This is a genomic window from Salibacterium aidingense DSM 18341, assembly GCF_000429685.1.
Lineage (GTDB): Bacteria > Bacillota > Bacilli > Bacillales > Marinococcaceae > Salibacterium > Salibacterium aidingense.
The window spans coordinates 304088-324850 of the sequence record NZ_AUCI01000002.1 but is presented as its reverse complement, the minus strand read 5'-3'; the positions used below and the strand labels follow the sequence as shown (position 1 = coordinate 324850).

The 20763-nt window shown below is 45.2% G+C and carries 19 protein-coding genes; all 19 read right to left on the bottom strand.

Annotated elements, in window-relative coordinates; all coding sequences use genetic code 11:
* Positions 1-126: 126 nt before the first annotated feature.
* The 19 genes from sigE to mraZ all read right to left on the bottom strand — a co-directional run bounded on the left by sigE (position 127) and on the right by mraZ (position 20754).
* The gene (gene sigE / locus G475_RS0103895; RefSeq protein ID WP_407636187.1) at positions 127-825 is read right to left on the bottom strand and encodes an RNA polymerase sporulation sigma factor SigE; all 699 of its coding nucleotides are present in this window, start codon (positions 823-825) and stop codon (positions 127-129) included.
* A 41-nt stretch (positions 826-866) separates the two neighbouring features.
* Positions 867-1838, bottom strand: coding sequence for a sigma-E processing peptidase SpoIIGA (locus G475_RS0103890; protein WP_267880097.1), 972 nt, complete (start codon positions 1836-1838; stop codon positions 867-869).
* A 280-nt stretch (positions 1839-2118) separates the two neighbouring features.
* Complete coding sequence (gene ftsZ / locus G475_RS0103885) at positions 2119-3276, bottom strand: cell division protein FtsZ (RefSeq protein WP_026700151.1); 1158 nt, start codon at positions 3274-3276, stop codon at positions 2119-2121.
* A gap of 102 nt (positions 3277-3378) precedes the next feature.
* A complete protein-coding gene (ftsA, locus tag G475_RS0103880) occupies positions 3379-4665 on the bottom strand; it encodes a cell division protein FtsA (protein ID WP_026700150.1) in 1287 nt (428 codons plus the stop codon).
* 205 nt (positions 4666-4870) lie between these two features.
* On the bottom strand, positions 4871-5218 hold the full coding sequence (locus G475_RS0103875; protein WP_026700149.1) for a small basic family protein: 348 nt from the start codon (positions 5216-5218) through the stop codon (positions 4871-4873).
* Positions 5218-5928: a DUF881 domain-containing protein gene (locus tag G475_RS0103870; RefSeq protein WP_026700148.1), complete on the bottom strand. Its 711-nt coding sequence runs from the start codon at positions 5926-5928 to the stop codon at positions 5218-5220. The genes G475_RS0103875 and G475_RS0103870 overlap by 1 nt, the downstream gene beginning before the upstream one ends.
* Position 5929: 1 nt before the next feature.
* The gene (locus G475_RS0103865; RefSeq protein ID WP_035710085.1) at positions 5930-6622 is read right to left on the bottom strand and encodes a DUF881 domain-containing protein; all 693 of its coding nucleotides are present in this window, start codon (positions 6620-6622) and stop codon (positions 5930-5932) included.
* Complete coding sequence (locus G475_RS0103860; protein WP_026700146.1) at positions 6609-7397, bottom strand: cell division protein FtsQ/DivIB; 789 nt, start codon at positions 7395-7397, stop codon at positions 6609-6611. The genes G475_RS0103865 and G475_RS0103860 overlap by 14 nt, the downstream gene beginning before the upstream one ends.
* Before the next feature lie 41 nt (positions 7398-7438).
* The gene (murB, locus tag G475_RS0103855) at positions 7439-8347 is read right to left on the bottom strand and encodes a UDP-N-acetylmuramate dehydrogenase (protein WP_035710083.1); all 909 of its coding nucleotides are present in this window, start codon (positions 8345-8347) and stop codon (positions 7439-7441) included.
* Entirely contained in the window at positions 8347-9465 is a 1119-nt protein-coding gene (murG, locus tag G475_RS0103850; protein ID WP_026700144.1) for an undecaprenyldiphospho-muramoylpentapeptide beta-N-acetylglucosaminyltransferase, read from the bottom strand. The genes murB and murG overlap by 1 nt, the downstream gene beginning before the upstream one ends.
* Positions 9466-9486: 21 nt before the next feature.
* The gene (gene spoVE / locus G475_RS0103845) at positions 9487-10596 is read right to left on the bottom strand and encodes a stage V sporulation protein E (protein WP_026700143.1); all 1110 of its coding nucleotides are present in this window, start codon (positions 10594-10596) and stop codon (positions 9487-9489) included.
* Between the two features lie 64 nt (positions 10597-10660).
* Positions 10661-12040 carry a UDP-N-acetylmuramoyl-L-alanine--D-glutamate ligase gene (gene murD, locus G475_RS0103840; RefSeq protein ID WP_026700142.1) on the bottom strand — a complete coding sequence of 460 codons (1380 nt, stop codon included), beginning with the start codon at positions 12038-12040 and terminating at the stop codon, positions 10661-10663.
* Positions 12037-13008, bottom strand: coding sequence for a phospho-N-acetylmuramoyl-pentapeptide-transferase (gene mraY / locus G475_RS0103835; RefSeq protein WP_026700141.1), 972 nt, complete (start codon positions 13006-13008; stop codon positions 12037-12039). The genes murD and mraY overlap by 4 nt, the downstream gene beginning before the upstream one ends.
* A 3-nt stretch (positions 13009-13011) precedes the next feature.
* Positions 13012-14496, bottom strand: a complete 1485-nt coding sequence (locus tag G475_RS0103830) for a UDP-N-acetylmuramoyl-L-alanyl-D-glutamate--2,6-diaminopimelate ligase (RefSeq protein WP_051302142.1) — start codon at positions 14494-14496, stop codon at positions 13012-13014.
* A gap of 136 nt (positions 14497-14632) precedes the next feature.
* Complete coding sequence (locus G475_RS0103825; RefSeq protein ID WP_026700139.1) at positions 14633-16567, bottom strand: stage V sporulation protein D; 1935 nt, start codon at positions 16565-16567, stop codon at positions 14633-14635.
* Between the two features lie 84 nt (positions 16568-16651).
* Positions 16652-18859, bottom strand: a complete 2208-nt coding sequence (locus G475_RS0103820) for a penicillin-binding protein (RefSeq protein ID WP_035710185.1) — start codon at positions 18857-18859, stop codon at positions 16652-16654.
* Positions 18860-18952: 93 nt separating this feature from the next.
* Positions 18953-19321, bottom strand: a complete 369-nt coding sequence (gene ftsL / locus G475_RS0103815; protein ID WP_026700137.1) for a cell division protein FtsL — start codon at positions 19319-19321, stop codon at positions 18953-18955.
* Between the two features lie 12 nt (positions 19322-19333).
* A complete protein-coding gene (gene rsmH, locus G475_RS0103810; RefSeq protein ID WP_026700136.1) occupies positions 19334-20272 on the bottom strand; it encodes a 16S rRNA (cytosine(1402)-N(4))-methyltransferase RsmH in 939 nt (312 codons plus the stop codon).
* Positions 20273-20322: 50 nt separating this feature from the next.
* Positions 20323-20754 (bottom strand): division/cell wall cluster transcriptional repressor MraZ, encoded by a 432-nt coding sequence (gene mraZ, locus G475_RS0103805; protein WP_026700135.1) that lies wholly within the window; start codon positions 20752-20754, stop codon positions 20323-20325.
* Positions 20755-20763: the final 9 nt, after the last annotated feature.

The following is a 20763-nucleotide window of genomic DNA, read 5'->3' as shown; positions in this document are numbered from 1 at the left end:
CGCTTCGCTGCCTTTGTGTTTGCTGCACATGTTCAGTATGTCCGTTACAGGGAAAATTATGCAGAGCGGAAATCCCATAAAAAAAGAAGGCTGCCCTCACAGACAGCCTCCGCCTATCATAAAAAATTACACCATTTTATTAAATTCTTTCCGTAAACGCTTAATTATTCTTTTTTCCAGACGCGAAATATAGGACTGGGAAATTCCCAGTAAGTCCGCTACATCTTTTTGAGTTTTTTCCTGGTTTCCGGCAAGACCAAATCTCATTTCCATAATTTGTTTTTCACGTGGATTTAATATATCAAGAGATCTGCGCAGCAAACGCCTGTCTACCTTATCTTCAATTCCTTTTGTGATAATATTCTCGTCCGTGCCCAAAATATCTGACAGCAGGAGTTCATTTCCATCCCAATCAATGTTTAACGGTTCATCAAATGAAATTTCAGAACGGAGTTTATTTGTCCGGCGGAGATGCATTAATATTTCATTTTCAATACAACGGGACGCATAAGTAGCCAGCTTAATTTTCTTTTCGGGGTTAAAAGTGTTCACAGCTTTAATTAATCCAATCGTTCCTATGCTGATTAAATCTTCAATGTTTATACCTGTATTCTCAAATTTGCGGGCAATATATACCACCAGACGGAGGTTTCTTTCAATAAGAACAGAACGTGCCGTCTCATCATTTTCCGGCAGCAGACTGATAAAGTGTGCTTCTTCTTCTTTTGACAAAGGGGGAGGAAGGGCTTCGCTGCCTCCTATATAATATAGTTCGTCCGTCTTTATTCCAATTTTTTTTAAAAATTTGATCCACAGTAATGTCATTTTCACTTTACGCAACCAAATAACCTCCTGTTTCAAAAAAATTAAGCACTGTTCCCTTTAGATGACTGTAAAGCATCCACAGGAAAGATCATCTGAAAATCACCTGTACTGGATAAGGAGTGCGGATCCAGGCCTAAAAGGATGGTATCCAGTTTTTCCGTCCTTGTGCTCTGGTCCTCCTGCACCTCAATATAATCTGGTTTTACAGCAAACATCATTTTCATGTCATGACCGGCGGTGCGATAGGGTACTAGTTTCCATCTATTTTTCCATTTATTCACTTTTTCCAGTTCTTCAATTTTTTGATGACTGATCATATGTTTCCATTTTTCAAATTCTCCACGGGCTAATATCGGTTTTAACAACTGCAGCTCCATTACAATGACGGAGGTTCGTGTGACTGGATCTTTTAATTGATTTCCAGTATCCATTAAGGCCGCTGCTTTAAAGCGGTATTCCCCCAACACTACCGTAACTTCCGCCATTTTTCCCCGCCGCGCACTCCGGTGTTTCACTGCCGCATTCATGCCCTGCATAATAAGCCAGATCACAGGAAGCAGCAGTAATACAAATAAGTAGGGAAGGGGACTGTATAGCATAGACGCATAATCCTTTAAAAAAGCAGGCTCCTCTAAAAAAGAAAAACGCATCATATCCATACCTACGATAATACCTGCCATTAAAAAACTAACGACATAAAACATAAACAACTGCTGAAGAAATACAACCAGAGAAACAAATCCGAATCCGAGCCACACAATCAGCACAGAAAGGATGAATTTTCCGGCAGGATGCACCAGCCATCCTTCAAAAGGGGTAAGTACTATAAAAATGCTGCATGAGCTGAGAACCGCTGTTATCCAAAGTCTTTTCCAGGAAATACTCCTTTTCGTCAACCGGGCTGTTCCCGTTAATAAAATCAAATGGATAAGAACGTTCATTCCCCATAACAAATCAAGATAATAAACAGTCTTTCCCTCCTTCCTGTCTTGCTGAGAGAAAGTACTGCCTATTATATAGGTAATCTAGCTAAAAGTCTGTCAGTTCGTGACAGACTTTTCCACTTGTTTTCACTAATTTTGTCAGTTTATTGATGGAACGGAACGGATGGGAAGGGACAGAGGAAATAGAAAGGCAAGGGTGGGGGAATCAGGCGTTTCCCTGGTCTATCGTGAGTATGTATGTACGAAAAAAGTATTTGACCTTGTACGCTTAGCTTCTTAGAAAAAATATAGTCATCAAAAAAACTGACCCCGCGGGATATTTCTCCGCTTGGGTCAGTTTTGGTTCATATCATTTTCTTCTGCGGCGGTTGCGCAGGAAGGTGGGGATATCCAGCGCATCGTCTTCCTCTTCCTGTTCTCTCTCAGGCTCCGGTGGTTCTTCAGCCGCGGCCCTTTCCTGCTGAGGCTGGCTCATGCGGGGAGGAGTTTGAGAAGAAGCGGCTCTGCGCTGCTGTCCTCCGGACCTCGACGTACTTTGCTGATTTTTATCTTCATTGTCTTCAAACCCTGTAGCAATCACAGTAACAACAATTTCATCACTTAAGTTTTCATTGATCACGGACCCAAATATCATATTCACATCATGATCCGACGCCTCAGAGACGATCTCTGCGGCTTCATGCACTTCAAAGAGACTTAAATTGGTTCCGCCAGTGATGTTCATTAACACACCCTGGGCGCCATTTACGGATGTTTCAAGCAAAGGACTGGAAATAGATTTTTTAGCAGCTTCCACTGCTCTGTTTTCTCCGGTCGCAATGCCGATCCCCATCAATGCAGACCCTTTTTCACTCATAATTGTCTTCACATCTGCGAAATCAAGGTTAATCAAGCCGGGAACGGCAATTAAGTCTGAAATCCCCTGGACACCCTGCCGGAGAACATTATCTGCTTCCCGGAACGCTTCAAGCATCGGCGTATTTTTATCAACAATTTCAAGCAGACGATCGTTTGGAATAACGATAAGTGTATCCACTTTTTCCTTCAGAGCCCCGATGCCGGTAGACGCCTGGGTGGAACGTTTTTTTCCTTCAAACATAAACGGACGCGTCACGACACCAACTGTCAGGGCTCCAATTTCGCTGGCAACTTCTGCTATTACTGGTGCCGCCCCCGTACCGGTGCCGCCTCCCATTCCAGCCGTAATGAATACCATATCCGCGCCGGTAAGTGCTTCTTCGATCTGTTCTTTGCTTTCTTCTGCTGCTTTCTTTCCAATTTCAGGGTTGGCTCCCGCTCCCAGGCCTCTTGTTAATTTACCTCCAAGCTGAAGCTTGGTTTCGGCCTGGGATAACTGCAGCGCCTGGGCATCGGTGTTGACAGCTATGAATTCGACCCCCTGCAGGCCGTTTTCTATCATGCGGTTCACGGCATTAGAACCGCCGCCTCCTACTCCAATTACTTTAATCTGCGCCAGTGATTCCATATCCATTTCAAATTCCAACATTCAAGGTCCTCCTAATTCGTCAAATCTTTCATTAAACCTTGTCATTTCTAAATAAGCTTTTCCTGAATTACCCAGGGATGGGGCTTGCCTGCTTCCACCTGCTTATTCAAAAAACACTTTAAAGAAATTTTTCATTTTATCTTTCATGCCGGGATCGTCTGGATTTTTTTCTGTTTTCGTTTTCTTCGGCGGAGCTGACTTCTGCTCTAATTCCGCCGGTTTACCGGCAGACAGGGACGCTGCTGTCTCTTTACCTTGTATTTTTACATTTTGATGAGCAAACTCTATTAAACCAATACCAGTCGTATACAGTGGTTCCCTTACCCCGATATAATCCGGAACCGCCATTCTTACACCAAGACGGAGTACATCCCGGGCTAGTTCCAGGGAGCCTGGAATCATGATTGTGCCTCCTGTCAGCACATACCCTCCGGGCAGATCGGAAAAACCGAGCTTGTACACTTCATCATCCACCAATTCTAATATTTCTTCCAGCCTTGGTTCAATGATATGAGCAATTTCGTATTGAGAGTACTCTTCCATTGTTTCATTGCCTATCGTTGCCATTTCAAATGTTACTTCATCGGAAGCATCATCTATAAAAGCATGTCCATGCTCTTTTTTGATGCGCTCTGCTTCTTCCGAGGTGGTCCTGAGACCGACAGAAATATCATTCGTAATATGGTCGCCGCCGATATTAAGGACAGACATGGCCTGCATTTTTCCGTTTTGAAACACGGATACAGTTGTGGAACCGCCGCCAATGTCAATCAAGGCTACACCCAGCGCCTTTTCATCTTTGGAAACAGCCACTGAACCGGCCGCAAGGGGCTGCAGGCAGATATCTGCCACCTCCAGACCTGCTTTTTCGACACAGCGCAGTAAATTATGTAATGCTGTCTTCGCTCCAGTAATAATGGTACCTTCCATTTCCAGACGGACACCCAGCATACCGCGCGGGTCATTGATGCCATCCAGGCCATCTACAATAAACTGGGTTGGGATTACATCTATAATTTCTCTTTCCGGAGGAATGGAAAGGACCTGAGCAGCATCCATAACTCTTTCAATATCTTCATTTCTAATTTCACGATCAGGGCTGGATACAGCGACAACTCCGCTGCAGGTCTGCATGTCTATGTGATTTCCGTTCACACCAACTACAACCTGTTCAATATCTAGTCCAACCATCCGTTCCGCTTCACTTACTGCATTTTGAATCGATTTAACCGTTTCATCAATATCTACTATCGCACCTCTTTTTAAACCAGTAGACGGGGCGTTACCTACACCAATAACCTTTAAAGAGCCGCCGGACATTTCCCCGATTATAACCCGGACTCCGGACGTACCGATATCAAGGCTGACGTAAGTATCTTCGTTGTTCATGTATTGGCACCTCCCACTGCATGACTCAGCTGCATCTATTACGTTTATATTACCTGCAAGAATCCTTCTTTCTATCTTACCATGTGAAGTCCTGGTTCGTGTGAAAAATAGCAGAAAAATTAATTACGTTTTATTTTCACTGTTGTTACACTTCTACAGCATATAAAGAAAATCCTTTTCCATCTCAATAAAACATAGGTTTTTGTCAGTGTTTAATATCTTTAAAAAAGCTCCAGAGCTGCCTCCGTATAATGGCTATATTATGAAAAATCCTCACACCAAAAGCAAAAACGGGGGCTAAATATAAGTCTACACCAAGTTGGTCGCCCAGAAAAGCCAAAGTTACAGCTGCAGCCAGATTGATAATCAAGCCTGATAGGAAAAGAAAATCCGAAAATTCTCGTAGAAAGCTTGCTTTCACAGCACCCAGGAGCGCATCTATCATAACTAAAATCAAGAGGATAACATAAAGAGTATAGGCCCCCGGTATTTCCATACCGGATAAAAACCCAATCAATATTCCTGCCAAAAGGCCTAAAACCGGCAGCCACATCAGCTATCCTCCTCCAGCACTTCCATATACCTGACCCGCCTTACTTCTTCAAACGCAGGAATATGGATTTCTTCTTTAACTTTTGCACGCAGTTCCATGTTCTCAAAAGAAAAATATTCACTAGATTCCGATACCATTAACTCGTTATATAACGTATCGGCATTTTCAGCTAATACTTTTATTTGTACAGGCAGTCCCGGAAGCCTTTTTCCATTAATATGAGTAATGCCGTCAATCTCCCGGAATGGCGTTGTTTCCAAAACTCTTTGACCTTCCATGGAAATATCAGAGGCTCCAAACTGTTTTAATTCATTCACAAGCTGACGAAGTAACTCGGGACGTACAGATCTGTTTTCAAACGAGGAAGACGTGTTGCCGGAAGCAGCCGATGAAATCGTGACCTCGACACCCTGCCCTGATTTTTCAGTCATGCCGGCTTTTTCCTCAAGGTCTTCTACAGCCTGTTTCATGGCGTACTCACGGCTGTTTTTCTGCTCAGTACTGTATTCTTCCAGCAGTTTTTCATTTTCTCTTATCCGGTCATATAACTCTTGTCTTCGTTCCCGTTCTTCCTGAAGGGCCTTCTGTAATTGAAGAATATCACCGCTGTCTGAAGCCTTTGTAAAGGAAATATCCTCGATCCCGGTAACTGTATAATACCCGATGACAACAGCCAGGAGAAGGGCAGCAGTTTTTAATACAACCCGCAAGTTACTCACTCTCCTCACCTACAGCCTGCATCGTCACTCGGTTTTTCTTTTGAATCCGGACTTCGACATTATCATTCACAAGATTGTCTTTCACTCCTCCATTTAACTGCAGGGCAGCCTCAAGCTGGGAAGCATCCCCGATGGCCCTCACAACAAAAGGGGCGGAAGAAGTATGGTTATCTATGGTAATGACAGGGCCCATGCACTGAATATATGTATCCTTCGATATACGAAATCCGTTAATGGAAATGGCTTCTGCTCCTGCAAGCAGTAATTCATCCATTACCTGCTGTAAATGTCGTTCATGGACGATATAATCATTTGGATTCCCTTCGTCCGGGACAAACGTATGATCATCCAGCCGCACCGAAATTCCCGGCCCTTTAACAGGAACTTCACCAGTTAACATGCGGAGTTTTTCCAGGTCTTCTACCAGATTGAAAGAGGAGGCTTCATTTTCTGCAAGAGTTTCCTCCATTTCCCTGACACGGGACTGAAGGGAACGCCATTCCTCCGTCAACTCATAATTTTTTTCCTGCTCCTCCAGCACCGTTTCCCGCAGCCGGGTTTCCTCCAAGTAGTCCCCATTGCCCTCCTCGCTGCTCTGGTCCGCGGCAGTCTGGTACGTTAATGTAAGCAAAAATCCCAGCATAAACAATAGTCCGGTTAACCAACGAACGTTATTCTTCTTCAACATTCTCCTCCTCATCTTCTTCTGTTTTTTTCGCCGTTGACTCAAAATACGGACTCATCTTCATATGCAGGATACCTTCAGCCTCTTTATCCACCTCTTTTGCCACCGAAGGATAAGAAGACATATATTCGGCAAAATTCCGGATGCTCGATTCTACTTCGATTCCATCATTCATGTATAGGCGGATGGCATTCCCATCCTCTTCCGTCGGCTGATATATAACTTCAGAAATGCGGTTTAATACCCCTTCTCCCAACTTGCTTAATTCTTCTGCAAACGCGCGAAGCTTGTCCATATCCTGAAAACTTCTTAATACCGGCGCATCAGCAGGGAGTTCCTGATTTGTTTCTTCTTCCAGCACTTTTCCATTTTGTAATACCGGTACAAACGAGGTACCGTTTTCGACATAAGCCATGCGTGGATATTCTGTTACCTCCACACGTATAGTGGAGGGAAAGGTACGGCTGATGGAAACATTGTCAATTTCCTCAAAATCCATCACTTTTTCTTCTGCCTCGGATAAATCAGCACGCCATATGCTGACTCCTTCTTTGATACCTGTTTTTTCCGCAACCTCCATCGAATCGAGATGAACAGTGCCTTTGACTTGAATATTTCTAATATGACTTAAAGGAGACTGGAAATAAATAACGAGAAAAATAAGAATAAAAAAGATGGAGAGATACATAATTAAGCGTCTATTGGTTCTTTTTTTGCGTTTTTCCTTCATCGCTGGAATTTTGTCGTCCATGGTTACTACTTTCTTATCCGCCATCTTTTTTACCCTCCAATCCCCTTCTTGTGGTGCATCATGTCTTATTTCCTTTTTACAATTTCAACTTCGGTATTCATCGTTACCCCATAAAGGTCATAAATCGTATTCTTCACATGATTAATAATTCCCAGGACATCTGCCGCTTTTGCGTGATCGATATTAACAATGAAGTTGGCGTGCTGCTCTGATATTTGCGCTCCTCCATTGCGGTAGCCTTTCAACCCTGCTTTTTCTATTAATTCTCCTGCATGATTGGGAAGTGGGTTACGAAAAACACTGCCTGCACACGGATAATTCCACGGCTGGGTCTCGCGTCGGTAATTTTTATGTTTTTTCATCTCCTGGACAACTTCTTCTTTATTTCCCGGTTTAAGCTGTATAACAGCTTCAGCGCATATAGCTTTTTCTTTTTGGAGGCGGGACGTTCTGTAGGAGAATTCCAGCTCCTCGTTGGAAAGCCAGACCAGTCTTCCATCTGGATAAAGAACATGGGCCTTCACCAGAATTTGTGACATATCCGACCCGTGGGCCCCCGCATTCATAAATACGGCACCACCAACAGTACCGGGAATTCCTCCTGCAAATTCCAGTCCGGAATAACCGTCCTTACTTAAAATCGTCGCAAGCTTGATGAAAGAGAAGCCTCCCCCCGCCCGTATCCGGCCGCCGTCTCTTTCCATATATTCCATTTTTTGTCCAAGCTTAATAACGATACCTTCTATCCCCTCATCATCTACCAGTAAATTGGACCCTCTGCCTATTGCTCTCCATGGAAGATGGTATGGTTGGATAATCGCCATGGTTTTCTCAAGACTTTTTATACTATCGGGTTCAATAAAAATGTCAGCGGGCCCGCCTATTTTCCACGTAGTATGTTTAGATAGAGGTTCGTTCTCCACGACCCTGCCTATCTCTGCTGCCTGCAGTTCTTGGAGTAATTGTTTGGACATCATTTTCCCTCCTCTTCTAATCGGGGTGGTTTCATCATATCTTCCATTAAGCGGAAAATTTTTTCCGCTGCGCCGGGAGCAGCCAGGGTCAGGGCTGCTTCGTGCATCTTCTGCCATTTGGCATCATCTGATAGAATCCTGTCTGAATCCTGCAGGAGCACCTCTGCATTCCATTCGTTTTCCGTCCGTACTACAGCGGCACCTTTGCTGCTCAGCGACTTTGCATTTTTCTCCTGATGATTATTGGTGACGTAAGGGCTCGGAATTAAAATGGATGGAAGTCCAAGCGCGGTAATTTCAGCCAAGGTCGTAGCACCGGCTCTTGAAATTAAAAGATCAGCATAAGATAAAACTGCCGGCATATTGTGAATAAAGGGGTGGATAACGACGTTCCCGGGATTCCCCGCTCGTTCTACCTCTTCTATTACTTTATCATAATGAGCCGAACCGGTAACATATAAATACTGCCAGTTTCTATTTGCAGCTTCCGGCAGGGAATCCAGAAAAGCCTCATTTATGGGACGGGCTCCCCGGCTTCCTCCAACCACGACCACCGTTTTCTTATTCTCTTCTAATCCGAGTTCCTGAAGAGGACTGCGCGGTCTTTCCCCGGTTACTTCGGACGCCCTTGGGTTGCCGGTATATCTAACTTTTTCCGCAGGAAAATAAGCTGCCGAGTCTTCAAAAGAGACAGCTACTTTATCTACATACCTGCTTAAAAATTTATTTGTCAATCCCGGGACACTATTTTGTTCATGGATCAATGATGGAATATCAAGCTTGGAAGCGGCAAACACTACCGGACCGGCAACATAACCTCCCGTGCCGATTACGATATCCGCGCCAAACCCTTTCATGATTTGTTTGGCTCGGGCTGTTCCCCTCCAAAACCGCCAGATCGTCCTTATATTTTTCCAGGTCAGCTTCCGCTGAAAGCCGCTGATGTTTATCGTTTCAAACCGTATACCGGAACGAGGTACGATATCGCTTTCCAACCCATTTTCTGTACCGATATATATAAACTCACTTCCAGGTTCCAGGCGCTGAATTTCCTTCACCAAGGCCAGTGCCGGATAAATGTGGCCGCCTGTTCCGCCTCCAGTAACTACTACTTTCATAATACCCTCCATTATCCCCTGTTAATGATAATCCGTCCGATGTCTGGTAATGTTTAATAATATCCCGACAGCGGCCATTAGCAATGTTAACGACGAGCCCCCGTAACTTAAAAAGGGCAGCGTGATACCAGTCACAGGAAAGAGACCTGTCACTACTCCAATATTAATCAATACCTGCAGAAAAATCATTCCGCAAATCCCAGTGGCCAGCAGAGACCCATACATATCCGGCGCAGTCATGGCGGCAGTCAGCCCTCTCCACAACAAAATTCCGAATAAAAGAACGACAAACCCGGCCCCAATAAAACCAGCTTCTTCCGCCAAAATGGCGAAGATAAAATCGGTTTGTGGTTCCGGCAGATAATAATATTTCTGCCTGCTGTCGCCAAAGCCCAGTCCAAATAGTCCTCCAGGCCCAACTGCATACAAGGACTGTATAATCTGAAATCCCGTTTCCAGTGGATCAGACCAGGGATCCAAAAACGAAGTAATTCGCTGCATTCGATAGGGAGCTGACGCAATAAGCCCTATAAAACCGAGCAGACCCGCTCCAGCTAACGCAAAGAAATGTCTGATTCTCGCTCCTGCCACAAATAATAAAACGAAGCAGGTGCCAGCCATGACAGCTCCCGTACCCAAATCAGGCTGCATCATAATTAAAGCAAATGCCGCAAAGATTCTAAGGAGCGCCGGAAACAGCCCTCTTCTAAAATCTGTAATTCGTTTTTGGTAACGAGCCAGATAGTGGGCCAGATAAATTATCATTCCCAGTTTCATAAATTCGGCAGGCTGAATCGAAAAAGCACCTGCCCCAATCCAGCTCCTCGCTCCTCCCCGTACCATCCCGATTCCCGGTATCAATACCAAAACCAGGAAAATAAAGCAGAAAACCAGTACGAGCAGGGACCAACGCTGCCAAAACCAATAGTCTACCCGCATAAGGGCTGCCATAGCAGCAAAACCCGCCGTTGTAAATATAAATTGCCGCTTTAAAAAATAAAAAGGATCGTTTTGAGAAAATTCTCCTAAAGCAGAGCTCGCACTATATACCATAAATAGTCCAATGACCAGTAAACAAATAAGCGATGTGAGCAGGATTTTATCTACCGGCTGTATTTCTTTTCTCACAATGTCCACCTCTTTACATGGAAAGCTTCTTCTTCCAATGTATGCCGGACAAAGGTGAACATGCTTATCAAGAGGTGTCTGTTTTTAAATGAGACAGCTGAATGTTTTCTACAGCTTGAATAAAACGGTGACCCCTTTCTTCAAATGTCTTAAACTGGTCCCAGCTGGCACAGGCAGGAGATAGCAGCAGCACATCTTTTTCTCCTGAAAACTGAAAAGCTTCCCGGACTGCTTCTTCAAGGGTCTCCGTTTTCGTCCATTCCGATACGCCTGCTGCCATTGCCGCTTCTCCCAGTTTTCCCTTCGTTTCACCATAAAAAACAGCTGCTTTTACATGTTTCAGAGAAGGGATCAGATCATCAAAGGAATTTCCGCGGTCCAATCCTCCAGCGAGAAGAATAACCGGGGCTTGAAAGGCCTCTACAGCTTTTTGAGTGGATAAAATATTGGTCGACTTGGAATCATTATATACTTCTCTGTTAAAAAACGATCCTATAAACTGCAGCCGATGCGGAACACCATCAAAATGCAGAAGCACGTCTTCCACGGCAGCCAGGGCCGCTCCATGACTGACAGCCGCTGCCATCGCAGCGAGCATATTTTCTTGATTATGCCTTCCCGGCAGGGCGGCTTTATGTACTGGAAGAATCTGTTCTCCCTGATAACAGAAAAACCCGTTTTCTATATAAGCCCCATTCTTTGTTCTCCCATTCAACGAAAAGGGGATCAGGTTAGCGCGGGAATGTTCCACCATTTCGACTACAACGGGATCTTCCGCATTATAAACAACGGTGTCTTCCGGTCCCATATTGGCAATAATTTTAGCCTTGGAGCGTTCATAATCCTCGCGGCTCCCGTGGTAATCGAGGTGGGCATCAAAGATGTTCAGCAGGACAGCCGTGCGAGGATGAAATGTTTCGGTTCCTTTTAGTTGAAAGCTTGAAACTTCGGTTACCATTACTTCATTACTTTGAACGTTTGCCACTACCTCGCAGGCTACCTTTCCAATATTACCAGCTACATAAGAGGGGACGCTGGAAGACTGAAGCATTTCATAAACCAGCATGGTTGTGGTCGTTTTACCGTTGGAGCCAGTAATTGCAGCTATTTCCCCTTCACACACAATATCGGCCAGTTCGATTTCGGTTACTACGGGTAGGTTACGGTCTACGGCCGCTTTTACAATCGGGGTGTCATAGCGGATTCCTGGATTTTTCACCACATAATCCACCCCTTCATCTACTATGTTCAAAGGATGACCGCCTGAAAGGAGACGGATACCTAATTCTTGAAGCTCTTTTTCTTCCTGCGACCCGTTAAGGTCTTTTGCTTCATTCACTGTTACTCTGGCTCCAAGTCTTTTGAGAACTTTAGCAGCCGCCATTCCGCTTTTGGCAAGACCAATAACCAGTACATTTTTTCCATTAAACCATTGTTTATCTCTCATATCCACACCTCAATATAAATACCGACGACAGCACAAGCAGCTGCCGCAGCCCAGAAAGTTACAACCACACGCCATTCGGACCAGCCTGACAGTTCAAAATGGTGGTGAAGCGGGCTCATTTTAAATATTCTTCTCCCTCTCAGCTTAAATGATAAAACCTGCAGAATCACGGACAATGTTTCCGTAACAAACACGGCTCCCACTATAATTAAAATCAGCTCAAGCTTTGTGATAACGGCCAATGCAGCCAGCCCGCCTCCGAGGGCAAGGGAGCCGGTATCCCCCATGAAAACTTTTGCGGGATGGGCATTAAACACCAAAAATCCAAGAACAGAACCTGCAATCGTAGCTGAAAATACAGCAGCCTCTTCCATGCCGCTGTTCCAGGCGAGCACTGTAAAGGCCCCGAAGGCGACTGCCCCCGTCCCGGCAAGCAGTCCATCGAGACCGTCTGTTAAATTCACGGCATTGGAGGATCCTACAAGCATAATCAACACTAAAATCAAGTAGAACCAGCCAAAATCAACAGACCAGTTTGTTCCCGGCACCGCAACAGCTGTACTGAACCCCTGATTGTTTAAAACAAGAAAAAATACAATGGCAATCAGAAATTGACCGGCCAGTTTCTGTTTGGAAGTCAGGCCGAGGTTCCTTTTTTTTGTTATTTTTATATAATCATCTAAGAAGCCGACAATGCCAAATCCTATTGTTACCAATAAAAGCAGAAAGGCTTCGGTCGTCCAGGACATAAAAAACCCCTGCATAACGGCTGTGGTGAAGAGAATTGAGAGGAGTATCATGATCCCTCCCATTGTAGGAGTGCCTCCCTTTTTCATATGGGACTGCGGCCCTTCTACTCTTATACTCTGGCCGAATTTCAACCGTTTCAGTAGCGGAATAATAATCGGTGAAAGTAAAACCGTGAGTACAAATGCTGCAATTAATGCAGCAATAATTATCGAAACCATCCCTTAGCAGCCCCCTTTCCTATAACCCTGTTTTTGGATAGCTTTTGATGCTTCGAGGCGGTCATCAAAATCTAATACTTGATTTCCAACAACCTGATATGTTTCATGTCCTTTTCCCGCAATTAAAATAACATCATCAGGCCGGGCATTTTGTACAGCCCATTCTATTGCTTGCTGCCGGTCCAGTATGATCTTCACATTGGACTGTCCTTCCACTCCTGCAGCCATATGCTGTAATATAATCTGTGGATCCTCGGTACGCGGATTGTCCGAGGTGAATATGGCATAGTCTCCATATGCTGCCGCGATACGAGCCATCTCCGGTCGTTTGGCCTGATCTCTGTCCCCGCCGCATCCGACCACTACATATCTATTTCCTGCCGGCAGTTCTTTTAAGGTCTGAAGGACGTTTTCCAGACTGTCCGGCGTATGGGCATAATCGACAATGACGGCAAACGGCTGACCGTTGTCTACCGGTTCAAACCTGCCGGGAACACCCTGCACCTTTTCCAAAGCAGACACCACATCTTCTAATGGGATACCTTCAGCTGAACAAGCAGCAGCAGCGGCGAGCGCGTTATAGACACTAAAGCGTCCAACAAGAGCTAACTGCACCGTTTTATTTCCCCACGGGGTTACTATTTCAAAGGCGGTGCCTGCCGGTGCTGTTTTAATATTCTGCGCCTGGAGGTCGCAGGCATTTTCAATTCCATATGTAAGGACAGGAGCTGCTGTCATTCTTTCAAAATCAGCGGACGCAGGATCATCCCCGTTTAACACCGCCATTTGCCTTTCTCCATCATAAGTATTGCCAAGTTGAGAGAACAAGAGACTCTTGGCATATTTATAAGCTTCCATTGTTCCGTGATAATCCAGATGTTCCGGACTCAAATTTGTAAACACAGCCGTATTGAACGCCGCTCCCCTTACACGCCCAAGATCAAGAGCATGGGAGGACACTTCCATAATACACGTGTTTACCTCTGCAGCTGCCATTTTGTTAAATAATTGCTGTAACAGAAGGGACTCGGGAGTAGTGTTTTTCGTATCCGATACTTGTTCTCCTATTTTTGTATACATAGTGCCAATCAGGCCTGTTCTCTTCCCATTCTGTTTTAGAATTTCTTCAATCAAATGAGTGACCGTTGTTTTCCCGTTTGTCCCTGTCACCCCTATCAACCGAAAATTACGGGTGGGGTGGTTGTAAAACAAGCTGGCCATCAACGCCATAGCCCGCTTTGTATCTTTGACAATCACCTGTGGGACATTCAGTCCAAGATCTGTTTCCGAAACCACAGCGCAGGCTCCGTTGGACACTGCCTGTTCCGCATAGTCGTGGCCGTCCACCGTATATCCTTTAATACAAAAAAACAGCCCCCCCGTCTTCACCTCGCGGGAGTCCATATGCAGAGAACTGATGGCAGGATTATCTGCGGTTGTTATTTCTTTAACGGGCAGATATGTTGTTAAATTACGCAAATTTTTCATTTTGATTCTCTCCTGAAACGATAGTAAACAAGCATCTTCGACTCCGGAATGTTGATCGTTCGGTTATGCTTATTATATTCATCTATTCTGCCAGCAGACATTAAATCCACCGGCAGAATAGAGCACTTTATCTATTTTAATCGGAAGAATTCGATTTGTCATCCAGATAAAGCCTGATTGTTCCCCCTTCTCTTATTTTTTCTCCTGCTTTCGGGGACTGAGCGATGACCACATTCCCTTCTCCTTCCTTTTCAATTTGAAAAGGATAGTAGGCTTCATGTAACTCTTTCAGGCTTTTCCCGGTAACGTCAGGTGTTTCCACCAGCACTTCGTCATCCCAGTTCCGTTCTTTTTCCAGTTGATCCTGCTGTTTTTCTACTCCCATGACGGACAAGCTGTCGGAAATAATGTTTCCGACAATGGGAGCAGCAACGATTCCCCCAAACTGCAGTGTATCTTTTGGATTATCTATCGCGGTGTATACGACGATTTCCGGGTCATTAGCAGGGGCAAAGCCGATAAACGATACGATATGATTATTTTCTAAATACTTGCCATCTACCGCTTTTTGCGCCGTTCCCGTCTTCCCGCCAATGCGGTAGCCGTCGACAAAAGCCCCGCGCCCCGTTCCTTTGGCCACCACATGTTCCAGAGCATTCCGCACTTCGTCCGATGTTTCTTCTGATATCACTTGCTGCCTCATGGTAGGGGTGTTTGCTTCGATCACCGTCCCACTATCAGCTTCCAGCCATTCCTTCGCTAGATAGGGCTCATATAAATATCCGCCATTTACTGCAGCAGCCACAGCTGTCACCTGCTGAAGAGGAGTGACAGAGACACCCTGTCCAAATGCAGTTGTAGCCAATTCCAACGGTCCTACATTTTCTCTGTCAAATAAAATACCGGTTCCTTCCCCCTGAAGGTCGATCCCTGTTTTTTTACCAAACCCAAAGTTTTCAATGTAATCGAACAAAGTATCTTTCCCCAGTCTTTCTCCTAATGCAACAAAACCGGGGTTACAGGAGTTTTGAACAACTTCCAGAAATGTCTGTTCTCCGTGGCCGCCTTTTTTCCAGCAGTGTAATTTCGTGCCGCTTACTTCGATATACCCCGGATCGTTAAAATGGTCATTTTCCAGGTCCACTTTTCCTTCTTCAAGCGCTGCAGCCAACGTGATAATTTTGAAAGTCGACCCCGGTTCATACTGAGACCATACTGGTTTATTCTGGTTGTAGACTTCTGCCGGAATATCTCTAAACTCTTCCGGATGAAAATCCGGCCGGCTGCTCATTCCAAGAATCTCCCCGGAATCCGGGTCCATTGCAATAGCCAGTGCCCCGTCTGGATTATAGGTGGCCTCTGCAATATCCAATTCCCGTTCAATAATAGTCTGCACTTTCGCATCGATCGTCAAACTTAAATCCTCGCCGGGGGTCGGTTCTTCATATTCATCGGCCATTCCTTCCAATTTTCTTCCTTTAGCATCGGAGAAAAAAGAAACTCTTCCGGCTTCTCCTTTTAATTTGTCATCATAGTATTGTTCGAGACCGGTTAACCCCTGATTATCAATTCCTGCAAATCCAAGCACATGAGAAAGGTATTTTCCCTTTGGATAATGGCGTTTATTGTCTTCTGCGATATAAATGCCCTCAATCTCCAAATCCCTTACTTCTTTTGCTTTTTCTTTACTTATTTTACGTCCCTCCGGAGACAGACGAACCAGAGATTGGTTTTTTGTTAGCCATTCATATACTTTGTCTTCCCCGGCACCAAGCACATCTGCCAATTGTTCTGCAGACTGCTCCGGGTCTTCAATCTGCCGGGGTGCTGCAATCACAGATGGAGCACTGACATTGGTGGCCAGTACTTCGCCATTTCTGTCCAAAATTTCTCCGCGTTCTGCTTCAAATGGAACATCCCTGCTCCATGAATCTCTCGCTAATTCAGACAGCCAGTCCCCCATCGAAAATTGAACAAATCCGAGGCGGAGCAGAAGCACCACAATAGCCACAGCTCCAACTGCCAGCACAAAAAACAGCCTTTTTCTAACGGTAACGAACGATACGCGCATGTCCGAGCCACCACCATAAGATTATAAATTTTCTATAATAACCTTATGCTTGTTCACCCTTATTAAGAACACACCGCGCTGTCTTTACTCCCGCTGCTGGTGCTCCTGTGTTTGTTCTCCTTCCTCTCCGCCTGTATTTTCTCTGTTTGCTGAGCCTGTTTCTTCAGAGCGTTTCAATTCTACTGTTAAATAGCCTTCTTCATGAATGGCAGCCCCCGGTTCTAAACTCTGTTTCGTTACATATCCAGAACCCAGATGGTCCAGCTTCAGATCCGTAAAGGTACTCAATCGTTTCACATCACGCAGGGACCATCCTGTTACATCCGGCATTTCGATGTTTCCTTTTGTCCGCAGAAATACTTTTTCCCCAATAATTAGCGGTTCGCCTGCGGCCGGGTATTGAGCTTCAATCGTATTGCCTGCACCTAATATAATCGGTTTTAATCCGTTTTCTTCCAACTTGGTCACCGCTTCTTCCACCTGCTTGCCGCGATAATCTTCTGCTTCCATTCCTTCTTCTTCATAGACCTGCTCTTCTGCAACGTCATCCGGGGAAAGATTCAAATACGAAAGACTTTGTTTCATCACGGGATTAAAGATTTGGGAAACCGGAGCAGAACCAGCCTCTGTCTCTTCTAATTCAGGGCGGTCCACGGCAACATAGACAATAATACTTGGATCCTCCACCGGCGCCATTCCGATAAAGGAAAAAATATTTTGGTCCTCCCCGCTCAAATAACCAGGGCCATTTGGATCATTTATTTGTGCCGTTCCGGTTTTTCCCGCCACATCGATGCCTTCAATTTGAAAAGGCTGTCCTGTCCCATCTTCGGAAGTGACGACCTGTTCCATCTTTTCTCTGGTGAGCGCTGCGGTTTCTTCACTGATGGGGCTTCCGGAAGATTCAGGCACCGCTTCGTAGGAATACTGCTCCTCTGTCCCGCTGTATATTTTATCTACGATATAGGGCTTCATCATTTTCCCATCATTCGCCACAGCTGTTGCTGCCTGAATCAGTTGGATTGGAGTGACAGCACTGGACTGGCCGAACCCGGTAATAGCGGTGTTCAGCTCGTTCGCTTCTGCCAAAATACTGTCTGCTTCATTTGGTAGGTCAATTCCCGTCGGCTCGGAAAACCCGAATTTCTTCATGTATTGAAAAAACCGTTTTGGACCAAGCTGTTCCAGGGCTACTTTAGCAAAGGCAACATTGGAGGAGCGGATAAAGCCTTCATCGTACGTAATCCTTCCCCAGCCTCTGCTGTTGTTGTGATCCCCTATCGTTCTTGAGCCGACATCATAAGTCCCTGACTCGTATTCGCCGCTTCCATTGTAGACTTCTTCCTCCAACGCAGCAGCCAGCGTAAACATTTTCATTGTGGACCCCGGTTCAAACCGGTCGGATACTGCATAATTTGTGTAATTGGTAATAGACTCATATTCATTGGGGTTAAAGCTGGGGCGGTTTCCCATACCAAGAATTTCACCAGTTTCAGCATTTGCAACGATGGCCGTCATTTTGTTTGGATTGTATTGTTCTTCTACTTCTGTCATGGCCTGCTCCAAAGCTGTCTGGATATTGGAATCGATGGTCAGATATACATCCTCTCCATTTTTTGGCTCATCGATCTGTTCATTAACGTTCCACAGCGGTATTCCCTGTCGGTTCCGCCGATAGGTAAGCGAACCGTCGGCCGGGGACAGTTCTTTGTTCAATTCCAGTTCCAGACCCATTTTCGCTTCACTCATGTCCTTTTCCGTATAACCTAGAACATGGGAGGCAAACTTCTGATTAGGGTAATATCTTTTTGGCTCTGTCCGAAAATAAATACCTTTCAGCCCCAGTTCCTCAATCTCCTGTTTTTGTGATAAGCTTAAGTATTTTGAACCGGATCCCAGCTCAATTTGAAACTTATCTTCTTCCAATCCGGTCTGAAACATCTCTTGTAATTCCGCTGCATCCAATCCAATAAACGGTGCCAATTTCTCTGCGGTCTCCTCCGGATTTTCTACATGTCCTTCATATTCTTTGTCCAGAACGGCAAATGCAGTATAAGACTGAACTTCTTCTGCCAGGGCCTGTCCTTCCCGATCATAAATACTTCCGCGCTCCCCGTGAAGCGTCTGCGTTGTCGTCCAGCGGGATTCTGCCATAGCCTGCAGATCCTGCCCGTTCACTTCCTTGGTTACCTGTACATACACTACTCTTCCGGCAAATACCAGAAAAAAAAGGAAAACAAGAGTTAATAGCATTAACGCCCGTTTTATAATATTTTTTCGTTTTTGAGCCATCTTCTCACCGCCTATTTTCTCATGTACCGGCTTTAAAAACATAACAAGGGCGGCAAATTCGCGCCGCCCCCTTGTATCTGGTTGTTTCCTGCCTTAAGGTGTTGCGCTCTGAATCACTCTTACCTGTTCATCATCCAGTTCCATGCCCAACTCTTCTTTTGCGTAATACATAATACGATCCGGAGCACTTAATTCGGCAACCTCCAGTTCAAGGCTGCGGTTTGTCTCCGTCTGTTCATTTATGGATTGATTGAGGCTTGCTATTTCCCGCTGTTGTGTATAAATATTGGCATAGTTGGAAATGAGGATAAAAGCCGCGATAACGACAGCCAGCACCATCGAAAAAACAAGGATTTTTTCTCCTTTAGTGACTTTTCCCGGAATATGATGGGTCTGCACCTGTTTATGTAGAGTTTGTCTTTCCTGCTTTTGACGCTGGATTTGTTGTGCCAGATTATCCAAATACGTTTCCCCCTAACATTTTTCCGCGATTCGCAGTTTCGCTGAATGAGCGCGGTTATTGTTTTTTAGCTCCTGTTGTTCCGGTGTAATTGGTTTTTTTGTGATCAATGTAAACGAAGGTTTACTTCCTTCCGGTACAACCGGCAGGCCTTTCGGAAGATCCGGGAGACTGCTTTTTTCTTTAAAAATCCTTTTGCAAAGCTTGTCTTCCAGCGAATGAAACGTAATAACACTTATACGACCGCCCCGGTTCAGCAAATCACAGGCGTCTGTTAATGCCTTTTCAAACACATTCAGTTCATCATTAACTGCTATCCGAAGTGCCTGAAACGTCCGTTTGGAAGGGTGCCCGCCGCTTCTTCGGGCCGGGGCGGGGATGGCTTCCTTTATCAGCTCTGTCAGTTCGAAGGTCGTTTCTACAGGAGCTGTTTTTCGTGCCATTTCTATCTTACGGGCAATTTGCTTTGCAAACTTTTCTTCCCCGTACCGAGCAATAATCGAGTAGAGTTCTTGAAAACTCCATTCATTAACGACTGTTTTTGCCGTTAGCTGCTGGCGGGGGTCCATTCTCATGTCCAGCGGTGCGTCAAACCGATAACTGAATCCTCTTTCCGCCTCGTCAAACTGCGGGGAGGACACTCCCAAATCAAACAGCACGCCGTCTACTCCCTGTATCGATCTTCCGGCCAGCTCTTCTTTTAACCTTGTAAAATTCTCATGTATAAATGTCACATGGTCTCCAAAAGGGACGAGTCGTTCTTTTCCGTAAGACAAGGCCGTTTCATCCTGTTCAAAAGCAAACAGATGACCGCTGTATTCCAGCTTCTGCAATATTCTTTCACTGTGTCCGCCCGCTCCGAGCGTACAGTCCACGTAGGTTCCGCCTTGTTTTACAGCGAGGCCGTCCACCGCCTCCTTTAATAAAACAGTATCATGCGAAAAAGACTCCAAAAACGGCTCCCTCCTTCCTTTGGGCAGGTGGTAAGCATGTATGAAAACAATCAGAAATCAAAATCCACAATATTTTCCGCGATCTCGGAAAACGATTGCTGGGATTCTTGGAAATACTCTTCCCATTTTTCTTTACTCCAGATTTCAACTCTTGTTGAAACACCAATGACTACACATTCTTTTTGAATACCTGCATAGTGGCGCAATGTGGAGGGGAGACTTACTCTTCCCTGTTTATCCAGTTCACATTCAGCCGCTCCTGAAAAGAAGAAACGGGTAAAGGCTCTGGCATCTTTTTTCGTAAATGGAAGAGATTTGAGCTTACTTTCCAGCCGTTCCCATTCCTCCATCGGGTAAATGAACAAGCATTCATCCATTCCACGGGTGACAACAAATGTTTCTCCCAACCCCTCTCTAAAGCGGGACGGGACGATCATTCTTCCTTTGTCATCCACATTATGATGATGCTCGCCCATGAACATTACGCAACC